The 24,936-nt window shown below is 61.2% G+C and carries 27 protein-coding genes; 9 read left to right on the top strand and 18 right to left on the bottom strand.

Annotated features, from left to right (window positions below):
• Positions 1-5 precede the first annotated feature (5 nt).
• Together AC1DUP_RS24830 and AC1DUP_RS24825 are read right to left on the bottom strand one after the other, a co-directional pair.
• Positions 6-500 carry a sigma-70 family RNA polymerase sigma factor gene (locus AC1DUP_RS24830; RefSeq protein WP_477835160.1) on the bottom strand — a complete coding sequence of 165 codons (495 nt, stop codon included), beginning with the start codon at positions 498-500 and terminating at the stop codon, positions 6-8.
• Positions 501-671: 171 nt separating this feature from the next.
• Complete coding sequence (locus tag AC1DUP_RS24825) at positions 672-1,067, bottom strand: response regulator (protein ID WP_477835158.1); 396 nt, start codon at positions 1,065-1,067, stop codon at positions 672-674.
• A gap of 207 nt (positions 1,068-1,274) precedes the next feature.
• On the opposite strand from AC1DUP_RS24825, the gene AC1DUP_RS24820 reads away from it, so the two are divergent.
• On the top strand, positions 1,275-1,631 hold the full coding sequence (locus tag AC1DUP_RS24820; RefSeq protein WP_113507728.1) for a VOC family protein: 357 nt from the start codon (positions 1,275-1,277) through the stop codon (positions 1,629-1,631).
• Between the two features lie 34 nt (positions 1,632-1,665).
• On the opposite strand, the gene AC1DUP_RS24815 is transcribed toward AC1DUP_RS24820, so the two are convergent.
• From AC1DUP_RS24815 to AC1DUP_RS24805, 3 genes are all read right to left on the bottom strand, one after another.
• The gene (locus AC1DUP_RS24815) at positions 1,666-2,247 is read right to left on the bottom strand and encodes a DEAD/DEAH box helicase family protein (protein ID WP_477835155.1); all 582 of its coding nucleotides are present in this window, start codon (positions 2,245-2,247) and stop codon (positions 1,666-1,668) included.
• A 213-nt stretch (positions 2,248-2,460) separates the two neighbouring features.
• Positions 2,461-3,816 carry an extensin-like domain-containing protein gene (locus AC1DUP_RS24810; RefSeq protein WP_477835153.1) on the bottom strand — a complete coding sequence of 452 codons (1,356 nt, stop codon included), beginning with the start codon at positions 3,814-3,816 and terminating at the stop codon, positions 2,461-2,463.
• Positions 3,817-4,017: 201 nt separating this feature from the next.
• Positions 4,018-5,586, bottom strand: a complete 1,569-nt coding sequence (locus tag AC1DUP_RS24805) for a peroxidase family protein (protein ID WP_477835151.1) — start codon at positions 5,584-5,586, stop codon at positions 4,018-4,020.
• 509 nt (positions 5,587-6,095) lie between these two features.
• On the opposite strand from AC1DUP_RS24805, the gene AC1DUP_RS24800 reads away from it, so the two are divergent.
• Positions 6,096-6,479, top strand: a complete 384-nt coding sequence (locus AC1DUP_RS24800; RefSeq protein ID WP_477835149.1) for a nuclear transport factor 2 family protein — start codon at positions 6,096-6,098, stop codon at positions 6,477-6,479.
• A gap of 34 nt (positions 6,480-6,513) precedes the next feature.
• Here the strand turns inward: AC1DUP_RS24800 and AC1DUP_RS24795 are convergent, their stop codons facing one another.
• The 3 genes from AC1DUP_RS24795 to AC1DUP_RS24785 form a co-directional block, all read right to left on the bottom strand.
• Entirely contained in the window at positions 6,514-6,843 is a 330-nt protein-coding gene (locus tag AC1DUP_RS24795) for a hypothetical protein (RefSeq protein ID WP_113301520.1), read from the bottom strand.
• On the bottom strand, positions 6,840-7,265 hold the full coding sequence (locus AC1DUP_RS24790) for a hypothetical protein (protein WP_477835146.1): 426 nt from the start codon (positions 7,263-7,265) through the stop codon (positions 6,840-6,842). The genes AC1DUP_RS24795 and AC1DUP_RS24790 overlap by 4 nt, the downstream gene beginning before the upstream one ends.
• A gap of 358 nt (positions 7,266-7,623) precedes the next feature.
• The gene (locus AC1DUP_RS24785; RefSeq protein WP_113301522.1) at positions 7,624-9,444 is read right to left on the bottom strand and encodes a methyl-accepting chemotaxis protein; all 1,821 of its coding nucleotides are present in this window, start codon (positions 9,442-9,444) and stop codon (positions 7,624-7,626) included.
• A 298-nt stretch (positions 9,445-9,742) separates the two neighbouring features.
• Here AC1DUP_RS24785 and AC1DUP_RS24780 point away from each other — a divergent pair, with 298 nt between their 5' ends.
• From AC1DUP_RS24780 to AC1DUP_RS24770, 3 genes are all read left to right on the top strand, one after another.
• Positions 9,743-10,129: an acyl-CoA thioesterase gene (locus tag AC1DUP_RS24780; RefSeq protein WP_113301523.1), complete on the top strand. Its 387-nt coding sequence runs from the start codon at positions 9,743-9,745 to the stop codon at positions 10,127-10,129.
• Positions 10,130-10,133: 4 nt separating this feature from the next.
• Positions 10,134-10,718 (top strand): hypothetical protein, encoded by a 585-nt coding sequence (locus AC1DUP_RS24775; RefSeq protein WP_113301524.1) that lies wholly within the window; start codon positions 10,134-10,136, stop codon positions 10,716-10,718.
• A gap of 148 nt (positions 10,719-10,866) precedes the next feature.
• Positions 10,867-11,361, top strand: coding sequence for a hypothetical protein (locus AC1DUP_RS24770; RefSeq protein WP_477835143.1), 495 nt, complete (start codon positions 10,867-10,869; stop codon positions 11,359-11,361).
• 90 nt (positions 11,362-11,451) lie between these two features.
• Here AC1DUP_RS24770 and AC1DUP_RS24765 read toward each other — a convergent pair whose 3' ends face one another.
• The 8 genes from AC1DUP_RS24765 to AC1DUP_RS24730 all read right to left on the bottom strand — a co-directional run bounded on the left by AC1DUP_RS24765 (position 11,452) and on the right by AC1DUP_RS24730 (position 19,476).
• On the bottom strand, positions 11,452-12,624 hold the full coding sequence (locus AC1DUP_RS24765; protein WP_477835141.1) for a DUF1501 domain-containing protein: 1,173 nt from the start codon (positions 12,622-12,624) through the stop codon (positions 11,452-11,454).
• Positions 12,625-12,735: 111 nt separating this feature from the next.
• Entirely contained in the window at positions 12,736-14,265 is a 1,530-nt protein-coding gene (locus AC1DUP_RS24760; protein ID WP_477835139.1) for a DUF1800 domain-containing protein, read from the bottom strand.
• A gap of 120 nt (positions 14,266-14,385) precedes the next feature.
• A complete protein-coding gene (locus AC1DUP_RS24755; protein ID WP_113301528.1) occupies positions 14,386-14,739 on the bottom strand; it encodes a DMT family protein in 354 nt (117 codons plus the stop codon).
• A gap of 81 nt (positions 14,740-14,820) precedes the next feature.
• On the bottom strand, positions 14,821-16,008 hold the full coding sequence (locus tag AC1DUP_RS24750; RefSeq protein WP_113507737.1) for a GGDEF domain-containing protein: 1,188 nt from the start codon (positions 16,006-16,008) through the stop codon (positions 14,821-14,823).
• Positions 16,009-16,208: 200 nt separating this feature from the next.
• Positions 16,209-17,462, bottom strand: coding sequence for an MFS transporter (locus AC1DUP_RS24745; protein WP_477835136.1), 1,254 nt, complete (start codon positions 17,460-17,462; stop codon positions 16,209-16,211).
• 184 nt (positions 17,463-17,646) lie between these two features.
• On the bottom strand, positions 17,647-18,237 hold the full coding sequence (locus AC1DUP_RS24740) for a hypothetical protein (RefSeq protein ID WP_162765410.1): 591 nt from the start codon (positions 18,235-18,237) through the stop codon (positions 17,647-17,649).
• A gap of 175 nt (positions 18,238-18,412) precedes the next feature.
• Positions 18,413-18,694 (bottom strand): hypothetical protein, encoded by a 282-nt coding sequence (locus AC1DUP_RS24735; protein WP_477835133.1) that lies wholly within the window; start codon positions 18,692-18,694, stop codon positions 18,413-18,415.
• Complete coding sequence (locus tag AC1DUP_RS24730; protein WP_477835131.1) at positions 18,691-19,476, bottom strand: DUF899 domain-containing protein; 786 nt, start codon at positions 19,474-19,476, stop codon at positions 18,691-18,693. Before AC1DUP_RS24730 ends, AC1DUP_RS24735 begins: the two co-directional genes overlap by 4 nt.
• A 118-nt stretch (positions 19,477-19,594) precedes the next feature.
• Here AC1DUP_RS24730 and AC1DUP_RS24725 point away from each other — a divergent pair, with 118 nt between their 5' ends.
• Together AC1DUP_RS24725 and AC1DUP_RS24720 are read left to right on the top strand one after the other, a co-directional pair.
• Positions 19,595-20,815, top strand: coding sequence for a helix-turn-helix domain-containing protein (locus tag AC1DUP_RS24725; RefSeq protein WP_477835129.1), 1,221 nt, complete (start codon positions 19,595-19,597; stop codon positions 20,813-20,815).
• A 30-nt stretch (positions 20,816-20,845) separates the two neighbouring features.
• Positions 20,846-21,478, top strand: a complete 633-nt coding sequence (locus tag AC1DUP_RS24720) for a Vgb family protein (protein ID WP_477835127.1) — start codon at positions 20,846-20,848, stop codon at positions 21,476-21,478.
• Positions 21,479-21,628: 150 nt separating this feature from the next.
• Here AC1DUP_RS24720 and AC1DUP_RS24715 read toward each other — a convergent pair whose 3' ends face one another.
• On the bottom strand, positions 21,629-22,318 hold the full coding sequence (locus AC1DUP_RS24715) for a type 1 glutamine amidotransferase domain-containing protein (RefSeq protein WP_113301536.1): 690 nt from the start codon (positions 22,316-22,318) through the stop codon (positions 21,629-21,631).
• A gap of 339 nt (positions 22,319-22,657) precedes the next feature.
• Here AC1DUP_RS24715 and AC1DUP_RS24710 point away from each other — a divergent pair, with 339 nt between their 5' ends.
• Both AC1DUP_RS24710 and AC1DUP_RS24705 read left to right on the top strand, forming a co-directional pair.
• Positions 22,658-22,924, top strand: coding sequence for a hypothetical protein (locus tag AC1DUP_RS24710; RefSeq protein ID WP_477835125.1), 267 nt, complete (start codon positions 22,658-22,660; stop codon positions 22,922-22,924).
• Between the two features lie 232 nt (positions 22,925-23,156).
• Entirely contained in the window at positions 23,157-23,990 is an 834-nt protein-coding gene (locus AC1DUP_RS24705; RefSeq protein ID WP_477835123.1) for a hypothetical protein, read from the top strand.
• 98 nt (positions 23,991-24,088) lie between these two features.
• Here the strand turns inward: AC1DUP_RS24705 and AC1DUP_RS24700 are convergent, their stop codons facing one another.
• Positions 24,089-24,892, bottom strand: a complete 804-nt coding sequence (locus tag AC1DUP_RS24700) for a class I SAM-dependent methyltransferase (protein ID WP_477835121.1) — start codon at positions 24,890-24,892, stop codon at positions 24,089-24,091.
• Between the last annotated feature and the right edge of the window lie 44 nt (positions 24,893-24,936).

Raw genomic sequence — 24,936 nt, 5'->3', positions numbered from 1 at the left:
GGTATCTAATGATAATAGCCGATATCGTGCGCAATGCGCTGGCGGGCGCGGTTCACCCGGCTTTTAATGGTGCCAACAGGGCAATGGAAATGGTTCGCCGCTTCCTCATAGGAGCGCCCGTCCACGAAGACGAAGGAAAACGCGGCGCGGTATGGCTCCGGCAGGTGTCCGCAGGCAGCTTCCAGCTCATGGCCGCGCAGATGCCATTCCTGGTCGGCCGGCACGCTGCCCTGTGACGAGACGCACTCATCCGAACCGAGCGTTTCGCGCTGTTTGATCCGGAAGCGCGTGCAGAAGGCATTGCGCATGATCGTGAACAGCCAGGATTTCATCCTCGTGCCCTGTTTGAACTGCTCGATATTGCCGAGCGCCCTGACCAGCGTTTTCTGCACAAGATCGTCCGCATCCGTGGATGTCCGGTAAAAAGTGCGGGCAAATGCCCTGAGCGCTGGAATGAGCGTGACCACTTCCGCTTGAAGAGTTTCGGGGGAATGTTTCATGTCCAGCTCCCTGGCCCTCGGTACGGAGGGCCTTGATACGGAGAACCCCTAATATCGAGGGTCTCCGATGCTCAGGGAAAGGGATGCAGCCTTCTGTTCGTTCCATAACCTGATGTCTTGGTACGATACCGCACAATAGGCATGCTGACGGCATTCGAAGCCGGGCGAACCTCAGTCGCTATTTTCGCGCGGCGCAAAGAGCGCCTTGGCGATCTCGGCAAGTGCGGCGAGGCTCTCGGTGAGGCGGTAGCCGCCGTATTTCGCGCCAATATCCGCGTCGGCATGAGGCAGCGCAAAAACAAAGGGTATTCCGGCATCCTGCAGCCGCTCGGCGAGTGGAAACACCGTCTCGCCCTCGAGGCCGATATCCAGAATGGCGCCGTCGATCCTGATAATATTGAGCAGCGCCAGGCCGATCTCCACTGACGACGCAGGCCCGACGATGACGACGCCGGCCCGCTCCAGCGCAAGCCGCACTTCGTCGGCAACCAGATCACCTCTCCCGACAATGAGCAGATGCTTTCCCGTCAGGAGCCTGAGATCGCCGATCTCCATCCATCCCCGCAATCGCCTCATCCCCCCGGGATCATGCCCGGGATCAGGCTGAGTGTTCCTAACTGCTCACCACGGCAATGGTTTCCGGCGCAAGTCAGGATATCTGGCGCGCCTGTGACAAGGCAGCCAAAATCGGCTTGTTCCGGCCGGACGCGCCGTGGCAAACTCCGCCGCAAGTGCCTTGCTGGCGCATCGTACGAGACGTCATGGGAGGCTGTCGTGCCACTGAACCGATTGGTGATCTATGCCGGCGATATCGAGGAGACGGCCGCATTCTACGAGACGCATTTCGGCTTCAAGCCCATGCAATTGCCTGGCGACCGGATCGTCGAGCTGGTCTCGCAGGATGGCGGCGCCAACATCATGCTGCATCAGGCCGCAAAGGGCCAACGCAGCGGCCAGTCAACCGTCAAGCTGGTTTTCGATGTCAGGGATATCGAGGCATTCTGCGCCGAATGCGCCGGAAATGGTTTGATATTCGGGCCGGTCCACAAGGCGGACGGCTATGTCTATGCCAACGCCAAAGACCCGTGCCAGAATCCGATCCAGGTTTCCAGCAGGGCCTTTCGGACCTGATGTTGAGGACGTGCTGAAGCGTCGGGCCGCGCGTTTAGCTGCGGAGGTGGCTCGAGAGAGCCTGCACATGCCGATGAACAGCAGCCGCACTCACCTCTGCCGACATGGCGGTGACGTCGAGGTTGAGCGTATTCGCATGCTCGGGGTCGAGCACCTCCAAGGTCCGGCTCCGCTCCCGCGAGGCCTCGGCATTCACCGATTTCAGCCGCTCGCGCCGTTCCGGTATCGCGACACGCCGCGCCAGCTCCTCCGCCTCGCAGAAAAGCCGCACCGGCACCAGCAGCGATCCCCGCTTCTCGGCGGCATCAGCAATCTGCCGGAAGGTGCGATGGCTGCGCTCGTCGCCCTGAATGCCGGCATGGGTGAAGATGAAATTTGCCGAGGGCGCGCAGGAAGTCACGATCGTATCCAGCACCGTCTGCCGTATCCTGCCCGTCTGCTCCCATATCTCCGCCGGCAGCGGCTTTGCCGGATCGTGGTCGAGGACGCCGAGCACTGGATTGTTGACCCAGTGATTGTCGATGATTTTCGCTGAAAACAGTGGGCTCAGCCGCTTGGCTATGGTGAGCTTGCCCGTGCCCGGAAAGCCGATGAGCAGGAGGAAAATGCCGGTCATGATGGTGCGACTTTGAAAATATTGCTTACGCTATGCCGGCAATCTGACCACTTACGCCGTCGTCTGCAAGGGCTTGCGAGAGCGCTTTAATTTCGAAGGGCTTCTGTCAGTCGAACCAATTTTCGATGTCGCGCAAATCTTCTCAAGGACGCGCAAGCTGTCGACGCGATCTCGGCACCATCGAGGTCACGCAGACCTTTCCCCGATGTCAGCCTATTTGCAGACGCCTCTTCCGCTTCTGCGCGACATGAGGTCGAAGTGGAAATGGTTCCAGTGCTCCGGATTGTAGCCGGGCCCGAGAACCGTGTTGAAATATTTGCAGCTGTCGCTGCGCACGGCCTTGAGCAGCCGCCCTTCGCGGAAGGAGAACAGGCCCTTCTTGCGCACGTCGATCTCGTGGCCGTCCTTCAGCACGAACTTGCCGACATCGATGGCGTTGCCTTTGGCATGTTCCGAAATCGGATTGTATCGCTGGCGGCTGTTATTCATGCGCCGGCAGGAATAGCCGCCGAGCGGCTGGATGGTCTTGATACCGGTCCAGTAACGGAAGCGGGCCGAGGGGGCGAGTTCGTTCTTCACCCATTTGGCAAAGGCGAGTGTCACCTGGCAGTTCAGCACCACCGCCGGCTTGACGCCGATATTGCCCGAGAGGCCCTTCAGCGACACCGGATAGGCCACCTGGCAGGAAGGCCCGTTGGAAATCGGCGGGCGATCCTCGAAGATCACGCCCATGCGCTTCAGCTCACGCCGGCATGACAATTCGGAAGACGGCATGACGCCGGGATCGATCGGAGCCGCCGGCTCGCTCATCATCGGATTGTTCGGCCGCAGCATGGCGACTTCTTCCGGCTCGTCCTCTTCGGGCACGCGCGTCGGGGCGAGAACCGGGCTGCCGTCATTCCACGTCTGCGCGCGGTTGCCCTGTACAGTGCGCATCGGCGCGCGGTTCATTTGCGCGGCGGCAACCGGCTGCGGCATGTTCCGCTGATTGAGCTGGGTGGGATTTTCCGTGCCGATGCCGTCGACGACAGGCTCGGTGGCATTGCCCTCGGCGATCTGCTGCTGTTGCTCCTGCGCCAGGCCGACGACCGGCTGATTGCCTGGCCCGGCACCGAGCTCCTCATCCATGTTGACACCGCCCTGGGGAACGGCGAGCGGCTGCACGCCTCCCCAGTTGCCGTTAGATGCCTGTTGCGGGCTCTGTTGCGCCAGGGCTTCATCGCTATCGATCATCGGCAGGCGCCGCTGCCCCTGCTGTGTCATGCCTAAGGGCTGGGATTGCTGCGCCGGAGAGCGCATCTGCTGGCCTGAGCCAGCAAGGTTCGGCGTATCGAGATAGTCGATCTGCCCCTGCGTATTGCCGACAGGCGCTCTCGCGACGGGATAGGGTTGCTGGCTCTGGACCGGCGCCATGCGCACCGCGCCGTGCGCCGGCGTAATGGAACTGACGCGCGTGCTGCTATCGACATTCTCGGGCGGCACCAGCCCATCGCTGATCGAACAGGTCGTCAACGCCGTGGAAAGCAGGACTGGCAGGGCGATACGCCGGAGAAGGGAGATAAACGCCATACTTATCGCTTCCGCATGCGGTTTGTGATCGGAAAACCTCGATTCAAATTTAATTAAAAACGGTGAATGAAAGCTTTACGTGTGGAGGATGACCGATCAGGAGCGTTCGCACTCGTCAGAGAGGTATCTGCATGCCGGTAGGAATGATGGCGGCGTATCCCGTAGCGCAAGCCTTGCTTTGGGCAGCGCCGCCACCCAAGCCTACCCGTTCGTGAAATTGATCAGATCCGCAATCGTGAAATGCCCCCTCTCCTTACCCGGCAATGTCGGCCGCCATTTCGGCCATTGCGCCAGGAAGGAATGGCGATCTTCCGCGATGAGGCCGGCGATGACCTCGGCGATGATCGTGCCGCCGACGGGTCCGAGATGCTTGCTGTCGGCTGCTATCTCCGCCTCGCGCAGGATATAGAACCACAGCGGCGCATTGCCCTCGAAGATACCGGGATTCTGTCTCAGCACCTTGCCGCGCGCCGCTTTCACATCGGCATCCTCGCTGTCGAAAAGTTGCTTGTCCGTCAGCGCCTCCATTTCCATGTGCCGCGCGACCGCCTGCCCCGACGGCAGGCCAAGCCGCCAACCGCGAAGCAGGTTGAGAGCCGCAAGCGCCCTGCGGATCTTGATAGGCTCCTGCTGGTGATCGGGCAGGCTTGTCAGCGGATCGACCAGCAGCGTATCGATCTTGTAGGACGGCTGCGGCAGCACGGCGCCTGGAGGCGGCGGTCCATCGGGCGTGACCCCGTCGAAGAAGAAGGACCAGTCGATCGCCCAGAAGCCGGGCAACTCGCGAAAACCGTTCAAATTCGCCAGCGGATGCTGCGCCACATCCATCAGCGAGAAGATCGGAATACGATTGAACGTCGCCTGCTTGCCGTTGAACGGCTGCTGCACGGGATTAGGCGCCTTGACGATCCTGTTCAGGGAGTAGCTCGGCCGCACCATGGAATGACCGTAGCGATAAGCGGCAACCGAGAATTCGACAGGGATGAAAGCGTAGCGGCCCTGCGGATTGTAGAAGCGGATATTGGGCTTTTCGCCCTTGCCGACGATGACGCGCTCATATGTCTCCCGGCCGATGATACGCCGCAGAAAATCATGCAGCACGATCCACTGATAGTGCCAGCGCACCGTCTGCTGACAGAGCTCGAAATCACGAGTGCCGAGCGTATCGACCACCTTGTTGTGGAACCTCAGGAAGGTGGTGTGGAGCTGCGAGACGATGACATTCTCGTCGTTGCGCTTGTCGCCGAGCAGCGCACGGCGGATCTTTGCGGTGTTTCGCGGCAGGTCGGGACGCTTCTTCCGCGCCTGGTCGAAATCCTTGTCGTCCCCGAGCAGCATGTGCAACTGGTCCTCCTCATAGAGGAAAGGCTGGTCCGACGGTCCCGAGCCATAGACCGAATCGAGATCCAGGCGCGGCGTGCGAAAGTCCTGCAAGGCATCGGGGTCGTTGAAGCGATCGAGCGATGAGGCCGGATCGAAGGTAATGTCGTGATCGAGAAACTGGCCGAAATAGGTAAAGCCGGCCGGAATGGTTGGGTTCTCGTCTTCCGGCTCTTTCTCGTTGAGCGCCACATCGACAGGCTCGTGCTTCTCGATCTTCTCTGCGAACTCCCCCTGAAACATCGTCTTTGCGAGATCGACGAGCGCGTCCTCGGTATAGGCGGCGGACGGCAGGTTGCGGAACATGCGCCCGAACCTCTGGTCGCGAACGCTCGATTGCGCGACGTTATCCATGCCCCTCACGGGCGAACCATGCTTGCTCTGGGCCATTTCGGGCCTCCCTCGGTTACAAAGCTGGAATGCGATGGCGAAAATCTAGGTTTCCGTATGCACGTTGGCAGCGATGAGATTGAGTGGCAGCGGCTGGATGCGGATGAGTGCAGGCGGCGGATAGTCATTCGCCGACCGAAAATTGCGGGAAATAGACAACGGCCGCAGCAAGGCGGCCGTGACAATGGTCTCGGATATGTATGGGATGCGGAGAAGTGTACTGGCTTTTATGTCGGTAGCAATCGCTGCCCTGATATCTCGCCTCTCAAGTACAACTTAGATTAAGCATATCGGCAGGGTGTTTGCAATGATATTCTCCTTGTACTTGAATATATGACTCCTGATAAATCATTTTTCTCAGTATGTTATTCGCGAAATCGTCAAATTTCACAGGCAAGGCCTTCCGATGACTGCAACTATCGAACGATCAGGAAAGTGTCAGCGCCGGCAGCAGTTGCAGCCTCATGCTCTCGTCGCCGGGTTGTCGGCAAATCTTGGGAAGAGATGAGATGAGCGCCATCGAACCCGGCATTGACGAGATCCGCGCCCGCGAAGAAGCCCTGCACCGCCGGGATGTCCGCCATTCCAGTGATGCGCTCGAAGAGCTGCTCGCCGAGGGTTTCCACGAGTTCGGATCGTCGGGTCGGGTCTACAGCCGCGACGTCATGATCGAGCTCCTGCTGCAGGAACAAGACAGCGCCGAGGACGGGGAGCTGCAGTCCGCCGACTACGCGCTGACACCGATTTCAGCCGATGCGGTGCTGTTGACCTACCGCACATGGCGCAGACAGGCGGACGGATCAGAACGCCATGTGCTGCGCAGCTCCATCTGGAAACATGACGGAGGAAGATGGCAGCTGCTCTTTCATCAAGGCACGCCGACGCGGGCGTAGGCGGAAGGTTTTTTGAGAACGGCTGCAGACAGCCTCAAATCAGCGGGAAACCAATCGCCCCGTTTACAACCTGCGCGACTGCGCCAAGCGCAGCATCAATAGCTCGTTGCGCCGTGATGAGGCCGATTCCCTCAATGGTCAGAAACACAGCGCGAGCTGCATTCTTATGCATCTCCAGAAGCACACTGGCCTCTGCCTTCGACACCTGCCCGGTCACGTAGAGCTTGGTGATCTGCGCGAGCGTCTGCGCCAGCTTCTTGGCTTCGCCCTTCGCATATTCCTTCACGGTGGCCCAACCGTCTTTGAGGATACCCTTGAACGCCTCAAGAATGGATTTGCCGAGTCCGGCGACGTCGAGGCTCATGATGCTCCTCCTCCGAGCTTCTTCTTTTCCAACTCCAGTTTCAGTATTGCGCCGAATTCGATATCGAATAGCGATTTGATTGGCCCGACGAAAACCGGGTTGAAGGCGGAGCTGCCGCGACCGGCCGCTTCCACTGTCGCGCCATATTCAACCCGACAACTGACGCTGACATCGATACCGTTGGTCTGAACCGTATGTTTCTGCGCATCCGTCAGCGGCGCCGTCACGCAGCCTTTGTGCAGCAGCGTCATGTAAGCGAAATTCTCCTTGATGAGCTTGACCTGCTCGACCGTCAGGCTGTTCGCATTGATCGACTCCGTCCTGATCTCCAGGGAGTCGAGATCGACCGCCGCCTTCTGATAGAAATGCTGATTGGCAGAGAAGTAACGATCGCTGCGCGAAGGCGACGAACTCATCTTCACCAGAAAAGTGTCGATGTCTTTCTGGAGTTGCGTGGCCGCAGCGTCCGTCTGTTCGTCATAAGACGATATCGTCGATATACACGAAGAAAGTGGAAATGTAATGAAAACGACGGCAAGACTTCTTAGAAGAAAGCCCATCATAAACACCAAAAACCGAACCAGATGAAGCGCAATAAAACTTTAAATTTCACTTAAAGTAAAGTGCAATCATATACTGACGCAAAGCGAATTTGTGTCCAAAAAACCTTGCGCATTGCGCCGATATGACCCCGATATTTTGACTGGAATTTTCCTTGCGACAAAAGAAACGGGCCACAGCGAATAACACTGTGGCCCGATCGTTACGCCGCCCGGGTCCTTAAGCAGCCCGCTCGTACCGAGCACCCTGCGCTACCTGCCCCCGCAACCGGAACTTCGACAAGAGCGACCGCAGCTGCTGGCTCTCTTCCGCCAGCGTCTGGCTCGCAGCCGTCGTCTCCTCGACCATCGCGGCATTCTGCTGGGTCATCTGGTCCATGTGGTTGACGGATGTGTTGATCTCATGCAGCCCCGTCGCCTGCTCCCGGGCCGCGGTGGCAATCGAGTCGACATGGGCGTTGACGCGGTTGACGAGCGCCTCGATCTCGACCAGTGCATCGCCGGTGGAGCGCACCAGCGCCACGCCACCCTGGACTTCCGTTGCCGAGCTCGAAATCAGCGCCTTGATCTCCTTGGCCGCATTGGCCGAGCGCTGCGCCAGTTCGCGCACTTCCTGAGCCACGACTGCAAAACCGCGACCGGCTTCACCGGCACGTGCGGCCTCGACGCCGGCGTTCAGCGCCAGGAGATTGGTCTGGAAGGCGATCTCGTCGATAACACCGATGATCTGGTTGATGCGGCTCGAACTATCCTCGATGCGGCTCATGGCCGAGACGGCGTTGCGGACGATCTCGCCGGATTTGCCCGCACTCGTCTTGGTTTCCGCCACCATGTTGCGGGCCTCGTTGGCGCGTTCGGAGGCGGTGCGAACCGTGGCGGTGATCTCGTCGAGAGCGGCTGCGGTCTCTTCGAGTGCTGCAGCCTGCTGTTCGGTACGCTTGGAAAGATTACCGGTCGCCTGGCTGATATCCCGGGCGCTGTCATTGACGATATGGCTCGATTCCGCGATCGCGTTGATGACGCCGTTCAACGCATCGACCGCAGCGTTGAAGTCGCTGCGAAGCTTGGCATAATCCTGGCCAATATCGTCGATCGCGACAGTCAGGTCGCCGGCAGCAAGCCGTTCCAGTCCGGCGCCGAGCGCCTGCATCGCCGCAGTCTGGCGTTCGGAGGATGAGCGCAGGCTCGCCTCGTTGCCGCGCCGCTCGCCCTCGATCTCCCGCTGGCGCTCGTCCTCGCGAACCCGAAGCTCGGCACGCTCGGCGACGGAATCGCGCAGCACGATCAGCGATTTCGCCATCTGGCCGATCTCGTCACGCCGGTCGGCATCGGTGATATTGACCGAGGCATCCTCATCGGCAATTGCATTCATCGCCGTCTTCAGCCGGGCAACCGGCGAGGTAACGCTGCGCACGATTGCATAGGCGATGGAGAGCGTAGCGATGGCGCCGAGCAGGCAGAGCGCCGCAGCCCATATCGCATTCTGGCGGTAAAGAGCAGCAAGGTCGTCTGCATAGACGCCGGTGCCGACGACCCAGCCCCAGGGCGCAAAGCCCGCCACATGCGAATATTTCAGGACTGGCTGATCGGCGCCCGGCTTCGGCCAGTAATAATCGACGAAGCCCTGCCCGCTCGCCTTCACCGTATTGACGAATTCGACGAACAGGAACTTACCGTTCGGATCTTTGTTCTGCGACAGATCTGTGCCGTTGAGCTCAGGCTTGACCGGGTGCATCACCATGGTCGGATGCATGTCGTTGATCCAGAAATAGCCGGTGCCGCCGCCGTAGCGCATGGAAGCCATCACTTCCTTGGCAGCAGACTGCGCCTGCTCGCGGGTCATCGTGCCCGCCTGCTCCAGCTTGTAATATTTGTCGAAGATCGCAAGCGCCGTGGCGTCCATCTGCGCCAGACCAGCTTTGCGCTCGGCCTCGAGCTGGCGATAGGAATAGTTGAGGAAGAAGATCATCGTTGCGGCCAGCACGGCAAGCGCGAAGGCGACGAGGCTGTAGAGGCGGGTTGAAATCCTGATGTTGCGCATGGGGTTCCGGCGGCTCTCATATGTGACAATGAGCAGATACTGATGGAGGCCGCTTACCGGACGGTAAAGCTTGATTAGAATATGACGAAATAACGTAACGTGAGGCAATCAGGCGCAGCACCAACCTTAGATCAAGCACTTGAATTCGAACCAAATTTTAACGGCTGGGAATTTTGCGCAGCCAGCGGATATTTTTTGCGGGCCCGCCCGGAACAGCCGGTTTTGCGGGCCTTCGCACCGCCCGGCCTTTGCATTAGGGTGATTCCAAATGAATCACCGGCCAGATGAGGAGCCCTTGATGACCGATGCCGCCAAGCCGACAGGCGAACTGACCTTGCGTACGCTCGCCATGCCCGGAGACGCCAATCCGGCCGGCGATATCTTCGGTGGCTGGGTCATGGCGCAGATGGACCTTGCAAGCGGCATCCGCGCCGCCGAGCGCGCCAGGGGTCGTGTGGTGACGGCCGCGGTCAAGGAAATGGCCTTCGAACTGCCGGTCAAGATCGGCGATACGCTGTCGATCTATACCGAGGTGGAGCGGGTCGGCCGCACCTCCATCACGTTAAGGGTAGAAGCCTGGGCGCACCGCTCGCGCTATAACCAGCAGGAAAAGGTCACCGCCGGCACATTCATCATGGTGGCGCTCGACGAAGACGGAACACCCAAGGTCGTCCCGCAGGAGTGACATCATGCAGGCGGCGGCGACACCGGAGGTTTACGTCTACATCCGCACCGTGATGTCGATGGTCATCGGCCTCTCGCTCGCCCGCCTGCTGACCGGCCTCGGCGGCATCGTGCAGTCGCCCGGCAAGTTCAGGGTCTACTGGGTGCATCTCGGCTGGGTCGCCTCGATGTTCCTGTTCATCATCCATTTCTGGTGGTGGGAATATCGCCTGCAGTCGCTCGCCGTCATCTCCTTCGGCGTCTACCTCTTCCTCATCAGCTTCTGCTGCCTGTTCTTCTTCCTCTGCGTGCTGATCTTCCCGACGACGATCGAGGATTACGGCGGCTACGAGGAATATTTCATCTCACGGCGCAGATGGTTTTTCGGCATGCTGGCCGTGACCTATGCGGTCGATTTTCTGGATACGCTGCTGAAGGGGAAAGCCTATCTGGCAGCACTCGGGTGGGAATATCCGCTGAGGAATGCCGTCTATATCGTCCTTTGTATTGTCGCGGCGTGGACGGCGAACCGGCGGTTTCATGCGGTGTTTGTCAGCGCGGGACTCATCTATCAGATCACCTGGATTTTCAGGCTTTACGATTTGATCTGAGGAAAAAAGCCCCCCTTGCGGGGCGGGATTTAGGGCAGGATCTTCATCCCAAGCATCAAAGAAACAATGCCGCCCCTCGACCAGCTTCGCGCAAGTAAAGGCAAGCATTGTCCGGCGCATCAGGATGATCCCGATCAGGAGACTACCCATGCGCATCGATGGAAGCACGCCAAGCTATTCCGCGTTTTCGACCCAGAAGAAGGGCGCAGCCGGCGGTTCGGCTTTCGCCGCCAGCCTCGACGATATCGGCCAGCCGGTCGATCAGGATACGTCCGAGGGAGAAGAAGAAGGCGGCTCCTACGATTTCACCCACATGACGCCAGCCGAAATGCGCGATCTCACCGGCGATCTCTATGATTCCGGCGATCTCGACCTCGCGCAGGTCCTTCAACTGCAACTGTCCGGCGTGCCGCTCGGCAAAGTCGGGCCGAACGGGACCCTCATCCCCTTCTCGGACGCTGAAAAATCCGCCTACGACAACACCTCGCAGGATTTCCTCGGCATTGCCAGTAACACCGTCGACAAGATCGAAACTCAAGGCCGTGCCAGCGACCCGACTTCGGGCTATCAGAGCTGGCAGGGCATTCTTTCCGTCCTGAATAGCCTTCAGGTCAATGGCGGGGCTGAGGATGAGGCGATCTGACCGGTCGGCTTTTCAGCTTCCCGACGTAATTTGAGAGGGATCGGCACGCCTGCCCTCTCACTTTGCGTTCCGGCTTCAGGGTCAGAGCGCTCAAGCCCGCAAAAACTGCGATCCCTTGTCGAAACTCAGCCCCGGGAAAATCTTCCCCGACAGATCCTCCGCCGACACATCGAACTGCCGGTAGAGCATCGCGGCAGCAAGCTCGCGCACATCCGCCGTCGGCATCAGGTCGCGGTCGTCGAGCAGACTGCCATCTGCGAGCCCAGGCCATTTGCCGAGAATCCTCCCGCCATCGATCGCACCACCAGCCAGCACTGCGCAGCCGCCTGTGCCGTGATCCGTGCCGCCGGAACCATTCTCGCGCACCGTGCGGCCGAACTCCGTCATGGCAAGCACCACCGTCTTCGACCACAGATCGGGACCGAGCGTGACCTTCAGTGTCGTGATCGCCTGCGCCAGATCCTGCACCGGCCGCTTGAACTGGCCGAGTTGGCCGACATGCGTGTCCCAGCCGGTGATCGAGAAGCTGGCAATGCGATAGTCGCCTTTCAGCATGTTGCTGGCAAGGGCCGCCACATCGGTGATCTTCTCGCCGCGCTGGCCTGTCGGCTCAGCCATCATGGAAGCACTGTTTGCCCGCATCGCCTCGTCCATCGCTTTCGCAAAGGCCGGGTCGCCGGCATAGAGCCGCATCAGGAATTGCGTCTCATCCTTGGCCGGCCCGAGATTGGAGTCCGACGCCCAGACATCGACATTGTTCGGCCCGGTCAGGATCAATTCGGTGGAGGTGTTGACGTCGATCGCCTTCCTCGCATCCGAGCGCGGGACGACGGCCAGCGCCCGGTTCAGCCAGCCGGTCTTTTCCTCTGCCACATGCTCGCCGCCCGATTCCAGCATGTCCTGCCCGTCAAAATGGCTGCGCTGGTCGCGATAGGGCGTGGAGACGGCATGCACGAAGGCAAGCTCTTTCGCCTTCCAGAGCGGCATGAGATCGGCCGCCGCCGGATTGAGCCCGAAATGCCCGTCGAGATCGATGAGCCCCTTGTCCGGCGTCAGCGAGAGCGTCGGCCTGAAGGCCGCAAAGCCGGCATCGCCATAGGGCTGCACCAACGCGAGCCCGTCCATCGCGCCGCGCAGCACGATCGTCACGAAGCGGTTGTCGCCGGGCATCGCCGCAAAGGTGACGGGCGTGAAAACAGGCGCTGCGGCCAGGCAGCAGGCGGAAGCGAGGAAACCGCGGCGGGAAAGCGTAAACTCTGTCATGACGGGCTCCTAAAGCAATTCCAGCAAAAGTGCTTAAGTGGTTTTGCGTCCGGAATTGCGTGAAAAGAGAGAGATAGAGGATGTCCGTATTTTGAAGAAAACGGAGATCCTCTATCGCCGGTTGAATTCGGGAGAAGCGAGAACCAGCGTCAGACCACTGGTCCTGTTCGGCGCCTGCGAGACGACACGGATCGTCTCGTCGCGGGCGGCATCGGCCAGCGTCGCCTTCAGGAATTCGCGCGGATCGACATCCCTGCCGAACTGGGCGCTGGCGCGCCGCGCCCATGACAACCGCTCGGAAAGCTGGCTGGCGGTAATCCAGGCGGAGAAATTCTCCTCGAAGCCGGCCGGGCTCGGCGGCAGCCATGTCGGCTGGCCCATGCGGCGAAGAGCGCCCTGCCCGAGCGAGCGCGCCATCTGGAAAGCCTTGCGACGCTTCATGCGCGCCTCGTCGTCAGGGCTTGGCGGCGCCTGCATCATCGCCTGTCCGTCGGTTGCGGGCGCCGCATCCTTTTTCGGCGTCGCCATCATGTCGTCGCTGTCGGTATCGTCCTGCCGATAGGCCTGCATGAAGGCGGCGACATCGCCGGTGTCAGCACCGCTGTTCAGCGCCCGAAGCCCGGTGACGATATAATCAAAAGGCTGGCGCGCCTTGGCGCCCTCGTCCCGCCAGGCGGCCGGGTGGTTGAGCATGGCGCGGCAGACGGCGGACAGTTCCCCATCCGTTTTCTTCCACGCCTCGCTCATAGCCTGGATCATCTCCTGCGGCGGCTGGTCGGAGATGAAATGCACCGCGAGCTTGCGGCTGATATGCTCGGCCGTTTTCGGATTGACCGCGAGATCGTCGAGCATGGCAAGGTAATCCTTGCGCGTGCGCTTCGCCCCGCCGTAGCTCACACCAAGCACCTCATGTTCGCCAGGCTCGGAGATCTGCGGCCGGAAGGCGGTCTCCATTTCCTCCTGGTCGACTGTCAGCCCGGTCAGCACCATGGCCGCCGAGCGCACGTCGGCTTGCGTGTAACCGCTGCCGGCGCCGAGTGTGTGCAATTCCAGAAGTTCGCGGCCAAAATTTTCGTTCAGCCCCTTGTTGCGCCGCATGCCTCCCTTGGAATCCGGCCCCAGCGACTGCGCCTGATCGAGATAGATCAGCATGGAGGGATGCTCGGTGGCGCTGCGCAGCAACGTCGCGAACTTGCCGCCCATGTAAGGACGGATCGCTTCGGCCTCGTAAAGCGGTACGATCAGCCGCATCGGCAGGCTCTTGTTGGCGCTGGTGGAGAAATGATTGGTCCAGAAAGTCGCCAGCCGTTCGTTGAAACCGTCGGGCGAAAGCACCGATTGCATGAGCCGTGCATTGGCATCCATCTGGAAGAGCATTTGCGCGCGACGCTGCAGGAGCCGCCGCTGCTGCCGGCGGGCGAGATCGTCGCCATCGGCCTGACGGATCTGTCGCAACCGGTCCTGCAGATCGAGGATCGCAGTATGCCGCGCCTCGACACCGCCGACCGGAAAGCCCGGCACGATATCCGCGCCGCGCATCACCTGCCCGATCAGATCATCCTTCGTCTGCGGCGGGGTCTCGCCCGGCCGCAACCCGTAACCGAAACGGATTGCCGCCATCGTCGAAAAAGACAGGCTCATGACCGTTCACCTCCTCATCACCTGATGGTGACAAGGTCTCAGCCAATTGCGACGGCAGGGTGTAGGAAATGCGGCGATTTCCCGACATGGACGATTTGTAATCTGTTGAAATCGTTGGATTCAACCCCGGAAAATGAACGAAGCACCCACCGCAATCAGAGCAAAGCCGATCGCATGGTTCCAGGTCAGGTTCTCACCAAGCCAGAAGACCGAGAAACCCGAGAACACCAGCAGGGTAATCACTTCCTGCATGGTCTTCAGCTGCGCCGTGGAATAGACCGCCGAGCCCATGCGGTTGGCGGGCACTGCAAGGCAATATTCGAAGAAGGCGATGCCCCAGCTGGCGAGGATGGCGAGGAAGATCGCGCTGCCCTTGTGTTTCAGGTGCCCATACCAGGCAAACGTCATGAAGACATTGGAGACAACGAGCATGATCACCGGCCAGAAGGCGGCCGGGTTGAGCGAAAAGGGCATGGGCTGATCCTGTAGCAAATACTGAAATGGGTGGAAACGCACCATTTACCGGAGGTTTCCGGGCAATCAAGACCCGATCGCTCAGCAGCCGTGCTTTTCGGATGCGCGATAAAGACGCGGTCCGGACATGTCGCTGGGGGGCTCGCCTTCGACCATCACCTTGTTGCGTCCTGCCTCCTTGGCGGCATAGAGCGCCTTGTCGGCCCGGGCGATCTGCTCATAGAGGGAATGATCGGCCGAACTGGTGCCGGCGACACCGAAACTTGCGGTGATCTTGCCGTCGAAGCCGATCGCCTTGCGGTCGGCGCCGGCAAAGGCAAGCCGCACCCTGTTGGCGAAATCCGCGCCCGAAACCAGCGGCGTTGCCGGCAGGAAGGCCACGAATTCCTCGCCGCCGAAGCGCGCCGCAAAGCCGCCTTCCGGCAGCCGCAACTGCAGCATCTCGGCAAAGGCCTGGATGACAGTATCACCAGAGCCATGGCCGAAGGTGTCGTTGACCCATTTGAAATTGTCGATGTCGCAGATGATGACAGCGCCTTCGGTGCGCCCGTTGTCGGCCACCATCCTGTCGAAGCCGCGCCGGTTCAGCATACCCGTCAGCGGATCGCGCTCGGCGGCATCGCGGTGCGCGTTGATCATATCGAGTGTGGACGCCGCAAGCGCGGAAAGCGCAAACATCAGAGCGAAAACCGAGGCGCCCACCTGCATGAAGAAGGCATATTGCGAGGCAAGAAAACCATCAGGACCACCATAGGAGGGCGCGATGAAAACCAGGACGGCATTGCGGACGAGGATTTCGGCAACGACGAGGCCGGAGACGCCAAGCAGCACCCGGTCGGCTCCGTGGCGGATGCGGCGCAGGCTCTCGATGATGCCGAAGGTCAGGAGAGCGGCGCAGCCGAGATCGTCGAGCAGCAATTCGGCCGGAATGCTTTCGGCAACCAGCGACGAATAGAGGATGCCCGCATAGGTCACCAGCGTGAAACCAAGGCGCCAGCGCAGATAGGACGGCCGCCCGAAGCGGGCAAGCAGCGCGCCGCCATAGAAGAAGAAAGCCGCAAGAAACAGGGCATCGGCAATCAGCGAGGCATACTGGTCCGTCAGCGCACCCGCCGTCAGCGGCATCAAAAAGGCAACAGCGGCAAAGAGATAACCCGGCCCCCAGAGCTTCGCCTCTCGCGACCCGAACCGGCCGACAATGAGAAACGTGCAGCCGAAGGTCAGCATCATGACCGGTAACAGGAAGGCGAAATTTTCGGTAGAACCCATAAATCCTCGCGGCGGGACGCAATACATGACCGGCGCTCGGGATACGCTAGGACTATGACCTTAAAAAAGGAGAAACCGGCCGGGCCTAGAAAATCGTACCAGAATTAAGCATTCGCGCGGACACACGCCCCAATGAAACAGTCAGCGCGCAAGGAAAGGCCGGCAGCTTTCGCCACCGGCCTTCGTAGCCACGGGCAGCGCTAGATTCTCATCGCGCCACGCGGCTCTTCGGCTTCCTCCATGCCGAAACGCACATCCTTCTTCTCGTGGCCGAACCAGGAGAGCACCGCGACTGCGACGGCAACTAGGGCGGCTACTATGACCAACGCGCTAGCGTAGTCACCGTTCCAATGAAACGCCAAACTCGCCTGCATCGTCGCATTGCCCGAGGCCAGCAGATTGCCGAGCTGATAGGCGAAGCCGGGGAATGTGCCGCGCACTTCGTCGGGAGAAAGCTCGTTGAGATGCACGGGCACGATGCCCCAGGCGCCCTGCACGAAGAACTGCATCAGGAAGGCGCCGATCGCGAGCAGCACCGGCCCCGGCGCATAGGCCCAGAGAGGGGCAATGGGCACGGCGATCAGCGCGGCGATGACGATCGCTCGTCTGCGGCCGATGCGCTGCGACAGCGCCCCGAAGAACAGCCCTCCGAGGATGGCGCCGATATTGTAGACGATGGCGATCGCGCCGACTGTATAGCTCGAATAGTTGCGCTGGGTTTCGAGGAAGGTCGGGTAGATATCCTGCGTGCCGTGACTGAAGAAATTGAAGGCGGTCATTAAAAGCACCGCCCATATGAAGAGCGGAATGTTTTCGCGCAACACCGTTAGGAACGGCCGACCACCACCCTGCTGCTGGCGTTTCAGGAAGGCCGGGCTCTCTTGAACGCTGCGGCGGATATAGAGCACCAGCAGCGCGGGCAGAACACCGACGAAGAACATGCCGCGCCAGCCGATGACGGGGAAGAGCAGGAAGAACAGCAGCGAAGCAAGCAGATAGCCGGAAGGGTACCCCGCCTGCAGGATACCCGAGACGACGCCGCGGCTTTCCTCCGGCACAGTCTCCATGACGAGCGAGGCGCCGACACCCCATTCCCCGCCCATGGCGATGCCGTAGAGCGCGCGCAGCACCAGGAACACGGTGAGGCCGGTCGAAAAACCGGTGAGGAATTCGAAGAGCGAATAGAGCATCACATTCACCATCAGCGTGATGCGCCGCCCGTATCGGTCTGCCGCAAGCCCGAAGATCAGGGCGCCGAGCGCCCGCATGGCAAGGGTGAGAAAGATCGCCACGGAGACCGTGGGAACGTCGGTGTGAAACTCTTCAGCGATATATTTGAGAACGAAGACGAGAATGAAGAAGTCGAAGGCGTCGAGCGTCCAGCCGAGATAGCTGGCGATGACGGTGTTGCGCTGCTGCGGGGTGAGCGCGCGCAGACTTGCCAATGCGGACATATGCGTTTCCTCCGTCCGAAAGCGGCGGCGAGGCGGGGCAATTCCGGATGCCGTCGGAAGGGGTGTGCCCAGGATGGGCATTGGCTGCCGGGAGACAGCGAGGCGGAAACGTCAGGGTTATTGACCCGGTTCCATCACGTTGGCGCGATTGGGGATCGTACAAACAGGCAACCAGAAGCCAGATTTACTTCTCCGTTGTGTCATCGTTACCGCCTGGAAGGCCGCTCGCGATCCCATTCCAAGTCCTTGAAATCCAGTTTCCGTCATCGAAAGGTCCGTCAGGCGCAGCACTCCTGCGGAGATCGTAATCAAAGACTTCCAGAACGGTGCCGCTGGTCGATCCAAATTCCGACCTCGCGTATTCCGCATCCCTGAAGCGCCTCTCGAGCCGGACAAACCGTTTGTCTTTTGGGCGGAACCAGACATGCATATCAGCCTCGATGGATTTCTGGTGCCACATGCCGCTGTAATGCCAGACGGACTCACCACCCTCCATCTCTTCGGCGATGAACGCGCAGGATGTGTATTTTGGGCCGTTTTCGTCACTGAGAGCCCGCTTCAAGCGGGGATAACGCTCCCAGTCCGCCGCCTCCACCCGCTTGTGATACTCCGTATCCTGATTGAACCGGTGCTCAAATTGAAGCTTGCGCTCGCCATCCGCATCAATATCGTAGAGCTTCTCGCTGTATATCGTGGTCGACCGCGTCGCGGCATAGGCGTCATTCAACTCCGCACAGGACGGGTCCAGTTTTTCCTCCTGGCTGAAAGCCGACACGGAGGCCGTCAAGGCTATCAACAGCCCGCACGAGATCGCAAATCTCCGCAATATTCCGCCCCCAAAACAGCGCCGACATTAACCTGGGCTTCATACGACTTATTCGGGCACACAGGCAATATGCAACGTTTGGTCAAATTTATCCCAAGGCAATGATATGCCGAACCTCCGCCGCCTACGGGCGGCGAAAGCCTCCCTCGCCGCCCATCCACTTGAGCCAAGGCCCGATATGGAACAGGCTCATCAACACATACATCAGCACCATGCCGCTGAAGACCGACGCCCCCTGCATCTGCATGCCGCTCATCGAGCAGATCATCTCGGCCACCGGCTCACTCGCCGAAAGAACTGCCATCACCGCAAAGACCGGTGCCGCCGCCAGCGACAGCCACCGCGCTATGCCGGACAGAATCGGGCCGGCGCTGCCGCCGGCCCCCATTCTAGAAGGCGTGCTCATTGCCCTGCCCCATACCGGTCGTGGTGACGCCACCACACACCTTCCTCGTTGCGGCCGAGCGGCGCGCGGTCGAGCCACTGGTACATGCCCCAAACACCGTCAAGCCCCCGGGCATAGGAGGAATAGGTGTGATAGATCTCGCCGTCCTTCATCACGAAGGCGCTGAGACCGGGGCGGTCGCGGGTGAAAGTGTTGATGTCGGTGCCGGTCATCGAGGCGATCAGGTCCGCCGGGCTTTGTTCGGCTGATGGCTGCTGCTTCTGCAGCACGGCCGGGATCGGTGGTTCGCGGCGGTAGTTATAGTCGATGCCGCCACTCTGCTGTTCCTCCGGCGTGAACCAGACATTGAAATCCCGGTTGAAATCGCTGCCATCGGACGAGGCCCAATCGAAAGTCCAGCCCATGCGGCGCTTGAATTCCAGGAGTTTTTCAAGCGGCGCACGGGAGACGGCGCTGAAGGCGACGTCATGATTTTCCAGATGGACCACGACGCCGTTGAAGCCGTCGGCGATCGACGAGCAAGAGGGGCAGCCGGCCGTATAGTCCGGGCCGAACATGAAGTGATAGACGAGCAGCTGCGAGCGGCCCTTGAAGAGCTCCGAAAGCGACTTCATGCCGGTTTCCGTCTCCAGCCGATAATCCTTCTCGATCTTCACCCAGGGCAGATCCCGGCGCATGCCGGCGATCTCGTCGCTGCGGCGCGTCAGCGCCTTTTCCTGATCCAGGAGCGCAATGCGCGCCTGCAGCCATTCCGCCCGTGTTCCGGTTTTGTGCATCATCATGGGTCTTCTCCTCATTAGCGTTGAAACTTCGGTGCCGGCCGGCCCGTTGCCTGCCGATAGGGAATAAACTAGGTCTTGTTGCCCAAGAGGTGGGAGTTACAAGTGTGACGGGATTCCGATGGACTCGCTGATCGTTGCTGCCGCACAGGCGCTGGCCGCCGGCGATGCGCTGGGCGCGATGAAGCGCGTGGCCCTGCGCGACGACCCGCCGGCGCTCGCCCTGCGCGGCATTGCCATGGCTCAGCTCGGCGATCTCGCCCGCGCCAAGGCGCTGCTGAAGAGTGCGGCCCGCGCCTTCGGCCCGCGGGAGGCGGTGGCGCGCGCCCGCTGCATCGTCGCCGAAGCCGAGATCGCTCTGGTCTCGCGCGATCTCACCTGGCCGGAAAAGGCGCTGGAAGCCGCTCGCCTGACGCTCGCAAGGCGTGGCGACCGCGTCAATGCCGCCCACGCCCGTAATCTGCAGATCCGCCGCCTGCTCCTGATCGGCCATCTGGATGCGGCTGAAAAGCTGCTCGCCGATCTCGACCCCTCGCCGCTGCCGCCCGCTGCCCGTGCCGGCCACGAGCTTGCCGTTGCCGGCGTCGCGATCCGCCGGTTGCGCACGGAACCTGCGAGGCAAGCGCTGGCACGCGCGGCGGAAGCGGCGTCGAAGGCCGATATCCCGGCACTTGCCGTCGAGGTGCGCGAGGCGGCAAAGGTGTTGGAAGCCCCCGCCGCCCGGCTGATCGATGGCGGCACGGAGCGCCTGTTGCAGCTTCAGGAAGTCGAGGCGCTGCTTGCCTCCGACACGCTGGTCATCGATGCCTGCCGCAACGTGATACGATCAGGCGGCGAGATCCTGCCGCTGGCAAGCCGCCCGGTGCTCTTCATGCTCGCCCGCACGCTTGCCGAAGCAGCACCATCAGATGTCATCCGTTCCCTTCTGCTGGTCCGCGCCTTCCGCGCCCGCCATGCCGATGAATCCCACCGGGCGCGTCTGCGTGTCGAGATCGGCCGGCTGCGCGCGGCGCTTGCCAACCTTGCCGAGGTGAAGGCGACAAGCGGCGGTTTCATGCTGATCCCGCTCGGCGGCCGTAATGTCGTGGTGCTTGCCCCACCGGTCGAGGAGGAACATGCCTCGCTGCTGGCGCTTCTCGCAGATGGAGAATCCTGGTCCAGCACGGCGCTTTCAATTGCGCTGGGCTTGAGCTCGCGCACCGTGCAGCGGGCGCTGGAAACGCTGGAAGAGGCCGGCAAGGTGCAGTATTTCGGCAATGGCCCGGCGCGGCGCTGGATGATGCCGCCGGTCGTCGGCTTCCCGACAACATTGTTACTCCCCGGTCCGCTGCCAAGCGAATAACATCTCTCCTGTAACAGAGGATGGAACACCATGAAGACATCACAGGCAGAGATCATCCGCGAATACGGCCCCTTCGACGGCGCGCGTAATGTCGGCGGCGTCACCTATGACGGCAGCCGGGTCTGGTTCGCCGCCGGTGAAAACCTGCGGGCGCTGGACCCCGAAAGCGGTGCCGAACTCACCACCATCGACGTCGCCGCTCATGCCGGCACTGCCTTTGACGGCCGCTATCTCTTCCAGATCGCCGAAGACAAGATCCGCAAGATCGACCCCGAAACCGGCACCGTCGTCGCCACTATTCCTGCTCCCGGCAAGGGTGCGGATTCCGGCATGGCCTGGTGCGAGGGCAGCCTCTGGGTCGGCCAGTACCGCGACCGCTGCATCCACGAGATCGATCCAGAAACCGGCAAGATCCTGCGTACGATCGAATCCAAGCGCCATGTCACGGGTGTCACCTGGGTCGATGGCGAGCTCTGGCATGCGACCTGGGAGGACGACAAGAGCGACGTGCGCCGGATCGATCCGAAGACCGGTGACGTGCTGGAGCGGCTGGAGATGCCCGAAGGCACAGGTGTTTCCGGGCTGGAGTCCGATGGTGACGGTGTGTTCTACGCCGGCGGCGGCGGCAGCGGCAAGGTGCGGGCAATCCGGCGGCCGCGATGATGGGACGATGTGAGACAAGCGCCTGATTGCGCCTGTCTCATTTGACCGCCGTGGTCCATCCGGACGCACAAGGGACGCTCTAACTCCTCGGATCTGCGCATCAGGCTTTCCGAAAATCGATTCCGATTTCCTGGCCGGTGCTAGAGCGAGTTACTTGCCCTGTTTGCGAAGCGCGTCGATCAGGACCAGCGCGGCCGGGCCAGACGATGCCGGGTTCTGGCCGGTGATCAATTGCCCGTCGGTAACGGTGTGAACGCCCCAGTCCTTGACCTTGGAAAAGATCGCGCCAAGGCTGAGGAGCTCGTCCTCGACGAGGAAGGGAACGACCTTCGTCAGGCCGACGCCTTCCTCCTCCCCATTGGTGAAGCCGGTAAGCTGCCGGCCGGCCACGAAGGGCGTACCATCCGGGTTTTTCACATGATGAAGCACGCCCGGCGCATGGCAGACGAGAGCGATGGTCTTGCCGGCCGCAATGAAGGACTCGATCAGCTTGATGGAGTTGGCATCCTCGGCCAGATCCCACATCGGGCCATGGCCACCGGGATAGAAGACCGTGTCGTAGTCAGCCTGGTTGACGCTGTCGAGCCGCACCGTGTTGGCGAGCCGCGCCTTGCCGGCCTCGTCGGCATTGAAGCGCCGCGTGAGATCGGTCTGGAATTCAGTCTCGTCACTCTTGGGATCGAGCGGCGGCTGGCCGCCCTTGGGCGAGGCCAGCGTCATCTCGGCGCCCGCATCCTTGAATGCGTAGTAAGGGGCCGCGAGTTCCTCGAGCCAGAAGCCCGTCTTTTTGCCGGTATTGCCGAGCTGGTCATGTGAAGTCAGTACGAGCAGAACTTTCATGCTACCTATCCTTCTTGGCCTGGGGTTGAACTGATCAGAGACCGAAACCGAAAACCTGCCATCGTGCAGACGATGGCATCTGCGATTGACGACTGCATGAAGATTTGGGTCAGGGCGGAAGTAGCGGACAACTGTGACGAGGGAATACCGCTTACGGGCGAAGATATCAGGGACAAGCCCGGCGATGCGCCGAGTAAATGGCAAGGCCGTCCCGCGAACTGAACAGCGCACTCCGTATTCCCCACGACCGCAACTGAAACTTAACCATACGAGAACCCCTCCGGAACCGCCTCCCGCGGCGGGAAGTTTCCCTCCTGTAATCGAGCAGGTGGGAATGACATGGTTCAGTGGTTTCAGGAGCGGTATATCGCACGCGAAGAGCATCAGCGGATTGTCGATTATTATCGCAAGCTGGTGGCGCAGCTCCATGGCAATGTCAGGGATTTGCGGGCGCGGGCCGAGGCGCCAGTGACGGACGCTCCGCAGCCCGCCGAAGAGCCGGACGACGTGACCGAAGAGCCTGCCAAAGTGCCGCAGGAAAGAGCCCTTGGGCCAAATGTCATCAGCCTCGGCTTTTACCGCGACCGCCGCAACTCCGGTGCCTGATATCGGCGATCGGCTGCAGCGCGCCGGTTTTCAGCGATGCCGGAACAGCCACCTTCATCAAGGGATTGAAGAGGAAATAATGGCCGGATCCGGCAGGCAGGATCCCATTGCCGGCGTCATGGAACCTTCCGGAATCGCGCCCGTTGTCATCAACAGGGCGCCAAAGCCGGCTGCGAATGCAGCAGCGGCACAGAGCGCATCCAGGATGATGATAACGCCAGGGAGTGATCACATGGCAAATCCCTACAACGAGACCGCGCCGACCTTTGCAACGGGCACGGCAAACAGCAACCTCACCGCCTTCTTCGACAGCCGCGACGCCGCCGATAGTACCGTCGAGCGCCTGAAGGATGCGGGCATCCCGATGGATTCGATCCGCCTCCTTCCCGGCTACGAGGCCGATAGCGACCGCGCCAATGTCGCAAGCGATGACCGCTCCGGTTTCTGGGCAAAGCTGGAGGGCTGGCTCTTCCCCGATGATGACCGCGCTGTCTATGCCGAAGGCCTGCGCCGCGGCGGCTTCCTCGTCTCCGTGCAGGTCGACGATGCGAGCTATGAAACCGCGCACGATATTCTTGACGATGAAGGCTCGATCGACATGGACGAGCGCGCCGACCACTGGCGGCGCGAAGGCTGGGAGGCGCAGCGCTCGACCGAGGCCTATGCCGTCTCGAGCTATAACCGCAAGGGAGCAGCGGAAGGCGACATGACCGTTTCAGAAGACGCTTTCGCGCCAGATACCACTGCCACGGAGCGCGCCATGGCATCGGCGACCGTATCGGATGACGCCGGTCCGGGCGGGGAAAACCCGCGCGTCGGCAGGCGTGACGTCAACAACGGGTCGCTGCGTGTACGCGCCTATACGGTTGAGCAGCCCGCCGTCTCCGATGACGCCCAGTTGAGCGAGGAGACCGGCGTGCCGAAGATGGCATCCGGCAGTAGCGAGACGCTCGGTGATAGCGCGAGGAAGATGGAAGCGGAGCGCGGTGACGAACGGATGGGCGGCCAGTCGCAGTCGCAGAGCGGTGGTGGCCAGAGCCAGTCGCAGGGCTTTCGGCGGGAATAGAGCCAACTGCGGATGATGGCGGTGCTCACACCCCCTCTGCCCGGGAAGGCGGAGGGGTGTGGCTCAGCACAACGCTTCATCTCTGCAATTACGCCAGCTCACCCGGGCACCCTGCCCCGGCAGGCCCAGGCAACTGAGGCAAACGAGCGCGGCCCATCCGGCTTTCCAGCCTCATAGGCATCCTTCACGGCAATATCGACCGCCTTGCGCGTCTCCGCATCCAGCCCCGCCACATACTTGCCGAGCGGGCCTTCTCCTGACGCGATCGGGTCCCAGTAATCGGCAAACGAGCCGTAATCCATACGGATCGTCAGCGAAGTCTCCTCGACATCGACAAGGCCGTTGCTGACAAAGCTCGCCTTCATTTCCCCCGGCTGCGTCATCGGCTGGAAGGAATAGCGATGGCGCATCGCCCGCGCATTGGCGTCGATCATGGTGACCGTGTCCCACATCATGCGCATGCCGGACATGCCGCCATAGTGGTCCCATACGGCGGCGGCAACGACACCGCCCGGACGCACGACACGCCGCATTTCGGCGACCGCCTTGCCGGCCTCCGGCACGAAATGCAGCACGAGCAGCGAGAGTGCCCGGTCGAAGCTGTTATTCTCGAAGGGAAGCGCGCAGGCATCCGCCTGCCGGATCGTCACCCGCGGATCCGTGTTGCGCCGCTTTGCGGCTTCCACGAAGACGGGCGAAAAATCGATTGCCGAGATCGCCTTGAGACCGGGATTCTTCGCCAGCGTGAAGGTGAGGCTTCCCGTGCCGCAGCCGACATCGAGAATGCTTTCCCCATCAGCAAGCCCGGCGAAATCGATCAGCCCGGGCGCGAGCCTCTTGCTCCAGCGTCCCATCAGCCTCTCGTAACCATCTGCACTTTCGACATTGAAACTCGACGGCATCGCAGTCCCCCCCAAAGAGGCAAGTAAACGGGACAATGTCTGCA

This window comes from Rhizobium sp. 01L419, assembly GCF_056400025.1.
This window is presented reverse-complemented; position numbering and strand designations above follow the sequence as displayed.

Excerpts from the sequence above, each read along its gene's own strand:
- AC1DUP_RS24830 (WP_477835160.1), bottom strand. The coding sequence starts at position 500 with ATGAAACATTCCCCCGAAACTCTTCAAGCGGAAGTGGTCACGCTCATT.
- AC1DUP_RS24815 (WP_477835155.1), bottom strand. The coding sequence starts at position 2,247 with ATGACCGGCATTTTCCTCCTGCTCATCGGCTTTCCGGGCACGGGCAAG.
- AC1DUP_RS24810 (WP_477835153.1), bottom strand. The coding sequence starts at position 3,816 with ATGGCGTTTATCTCCCTTCTCCGGCGTATCGCCCTGCCAGTCCTGCTT.
- AC1DUP_RS24805 (WP_477835151.1), bottom strand. The coding sequence starts at position 5,586 with ATGGCCCAGAGCAAGCATGGTTCGCCCGTGAGGGGCATGGATAACGTC.
- AC1DUP_RS24800 (WP_477835149.1), top strand. The coding sequence starts at position 6,096 with ATGAGCGCCATCGAACCCGGCATTGACGAGATCCGCGCCCGCGAAGAA.
- AC1DUP_RS24795 (WP_113301520.1), bottom strand. The coding sequence starts at position 6,843 with ATGAGCCTCGACGTCGCCGGACTCGGCAAATCCATTCTTGAGGCGTTC.
- AC1DUP_RS24785 (WP_113301522.1), bottom strand. The coding sequence starts at position 9,444 with ATGCGCAACATCAGGATTTCAACCCGCCTCTACAGCCTCGTCGCCTTC.
- AC1DUP_RS24780 (WP_113301523.1), top strand. The coding sequence starts at position 9,743 with ATGACCGATGCCGCCAAGCCGACAGGCGAACTGACCTTGCGTACGCTC.
- AC1DUP_RS24775 (WP_113301524.1), top strand. The coding sequence starts at position 10,134 with ATGCAGGCGGCGGCGACACCGGAGGTTTACGTCTACATCCGCACCGTG.
- AC1DUP_RS24770 (WP_477835143.1), top strand. The coding sequence starts at position 10,867 with ATGCGCATCGATGGAAGCACGCCAAGCTATTCCGCGTTTTCGACCCAG.
- AC1DUP_RS24765 (WP_477835141.1), bottom strand. The coding sequence starts at position 12,624 with ATGACAGAGTTTACGCTTTCCCGCCGCGGTTTCCTCGCTTCCGCCTGC.
- AC1DUP_RS24760 (WP_477835139.1), bottom strand. The coding sequence starts at position 14,265 with ATGAGCCTGTCTTTTTCGACGATGGCGGCAATCCGTTTCGGTTACGGG.
- AC1DUP_RS24755 (WP_113301528.1), bottom strand. The coding sequence starts at position 14,739 with ATGCCCTTTTCGCTCAACCCGGCCGCCTTCTGGCCGGTGATCATGCTC.
- AC1DUP_RS24750 (WP_113507737.1), bottom strand. The coding sequence starts at position 16,008 with ATGGGTTCTACCGAAAATTTCGCCTTCCTGTTACCGGTCATGATGCTG.
- AC1DUP_RS24745 (WP_477835136.1), bottom strand. The coding sequence starts at position 17,462 with ATGTCCGCATTGGCAAGTCTGCGCGCGCTCACCCCGCAGCAGCGCAAC.
- AC1DUP_RS24735 (WP_477835133.1), bottom strand. The coding sequence starts at position 18,694 with ATGAGCACGCCTTCTAGAATGGGGGCCGGCGGCAGCGCCGGCCCGATT.
- AC1DUP_RS24730 (WP_477835131.1), bottom strand. The coding sequence starts at position 19,476 with ATGATGATGCACAAAACCGGAACACGGGCGGAATGGCTGCAGGCGCGC.
- AC1DUP_RS24725 (WP_477835129.1), top strand. The coding sequence starts at position 19,595 with ATGGACTCGCTGATCGTTGCTGCCGCACAGGCGCTGGCCGCCGGCGAT.
- AC1DUP_RS24720 (WP_477835127.1), top strand. The coding sequence starts at position 20,846 with ATGAAGACATCACAGGCAGAGATCATCCGCGAATACGGCCCCTTCGAC.
- AC1DUP_RS24715 (WP_113301536.1), bottom strand. The coding sequence starts at position 22,318 with ATGAAAGTTCTGCTCGTACTGACTTCACATGACCAGCTCGGCAATACC.
- AC1DUP_RS24710 (WP_477835125.1), top strand. The coding sequence starts at position 22,658 with ATGGTTCAGTGGTTTCAGGAGCGGTATATCGCACGCGAAGAGCATCAG.
- AC1DUP_RS24705 (WP_477835123.1), top strand. The coding sequence starts at position 23,157 with ATGGCAAATCCCTACAACGAGACCGCGCCGACCTTTGCAACGGGCACG.
- AC1DUP_RS24700 (WP_477835121.1), bottom strand. The coding sequence starts at position 24,892 with ATGCCGTCGAGTTTCAATGTCGAAAGTGCAGATGGTTACGAGAGGCTG.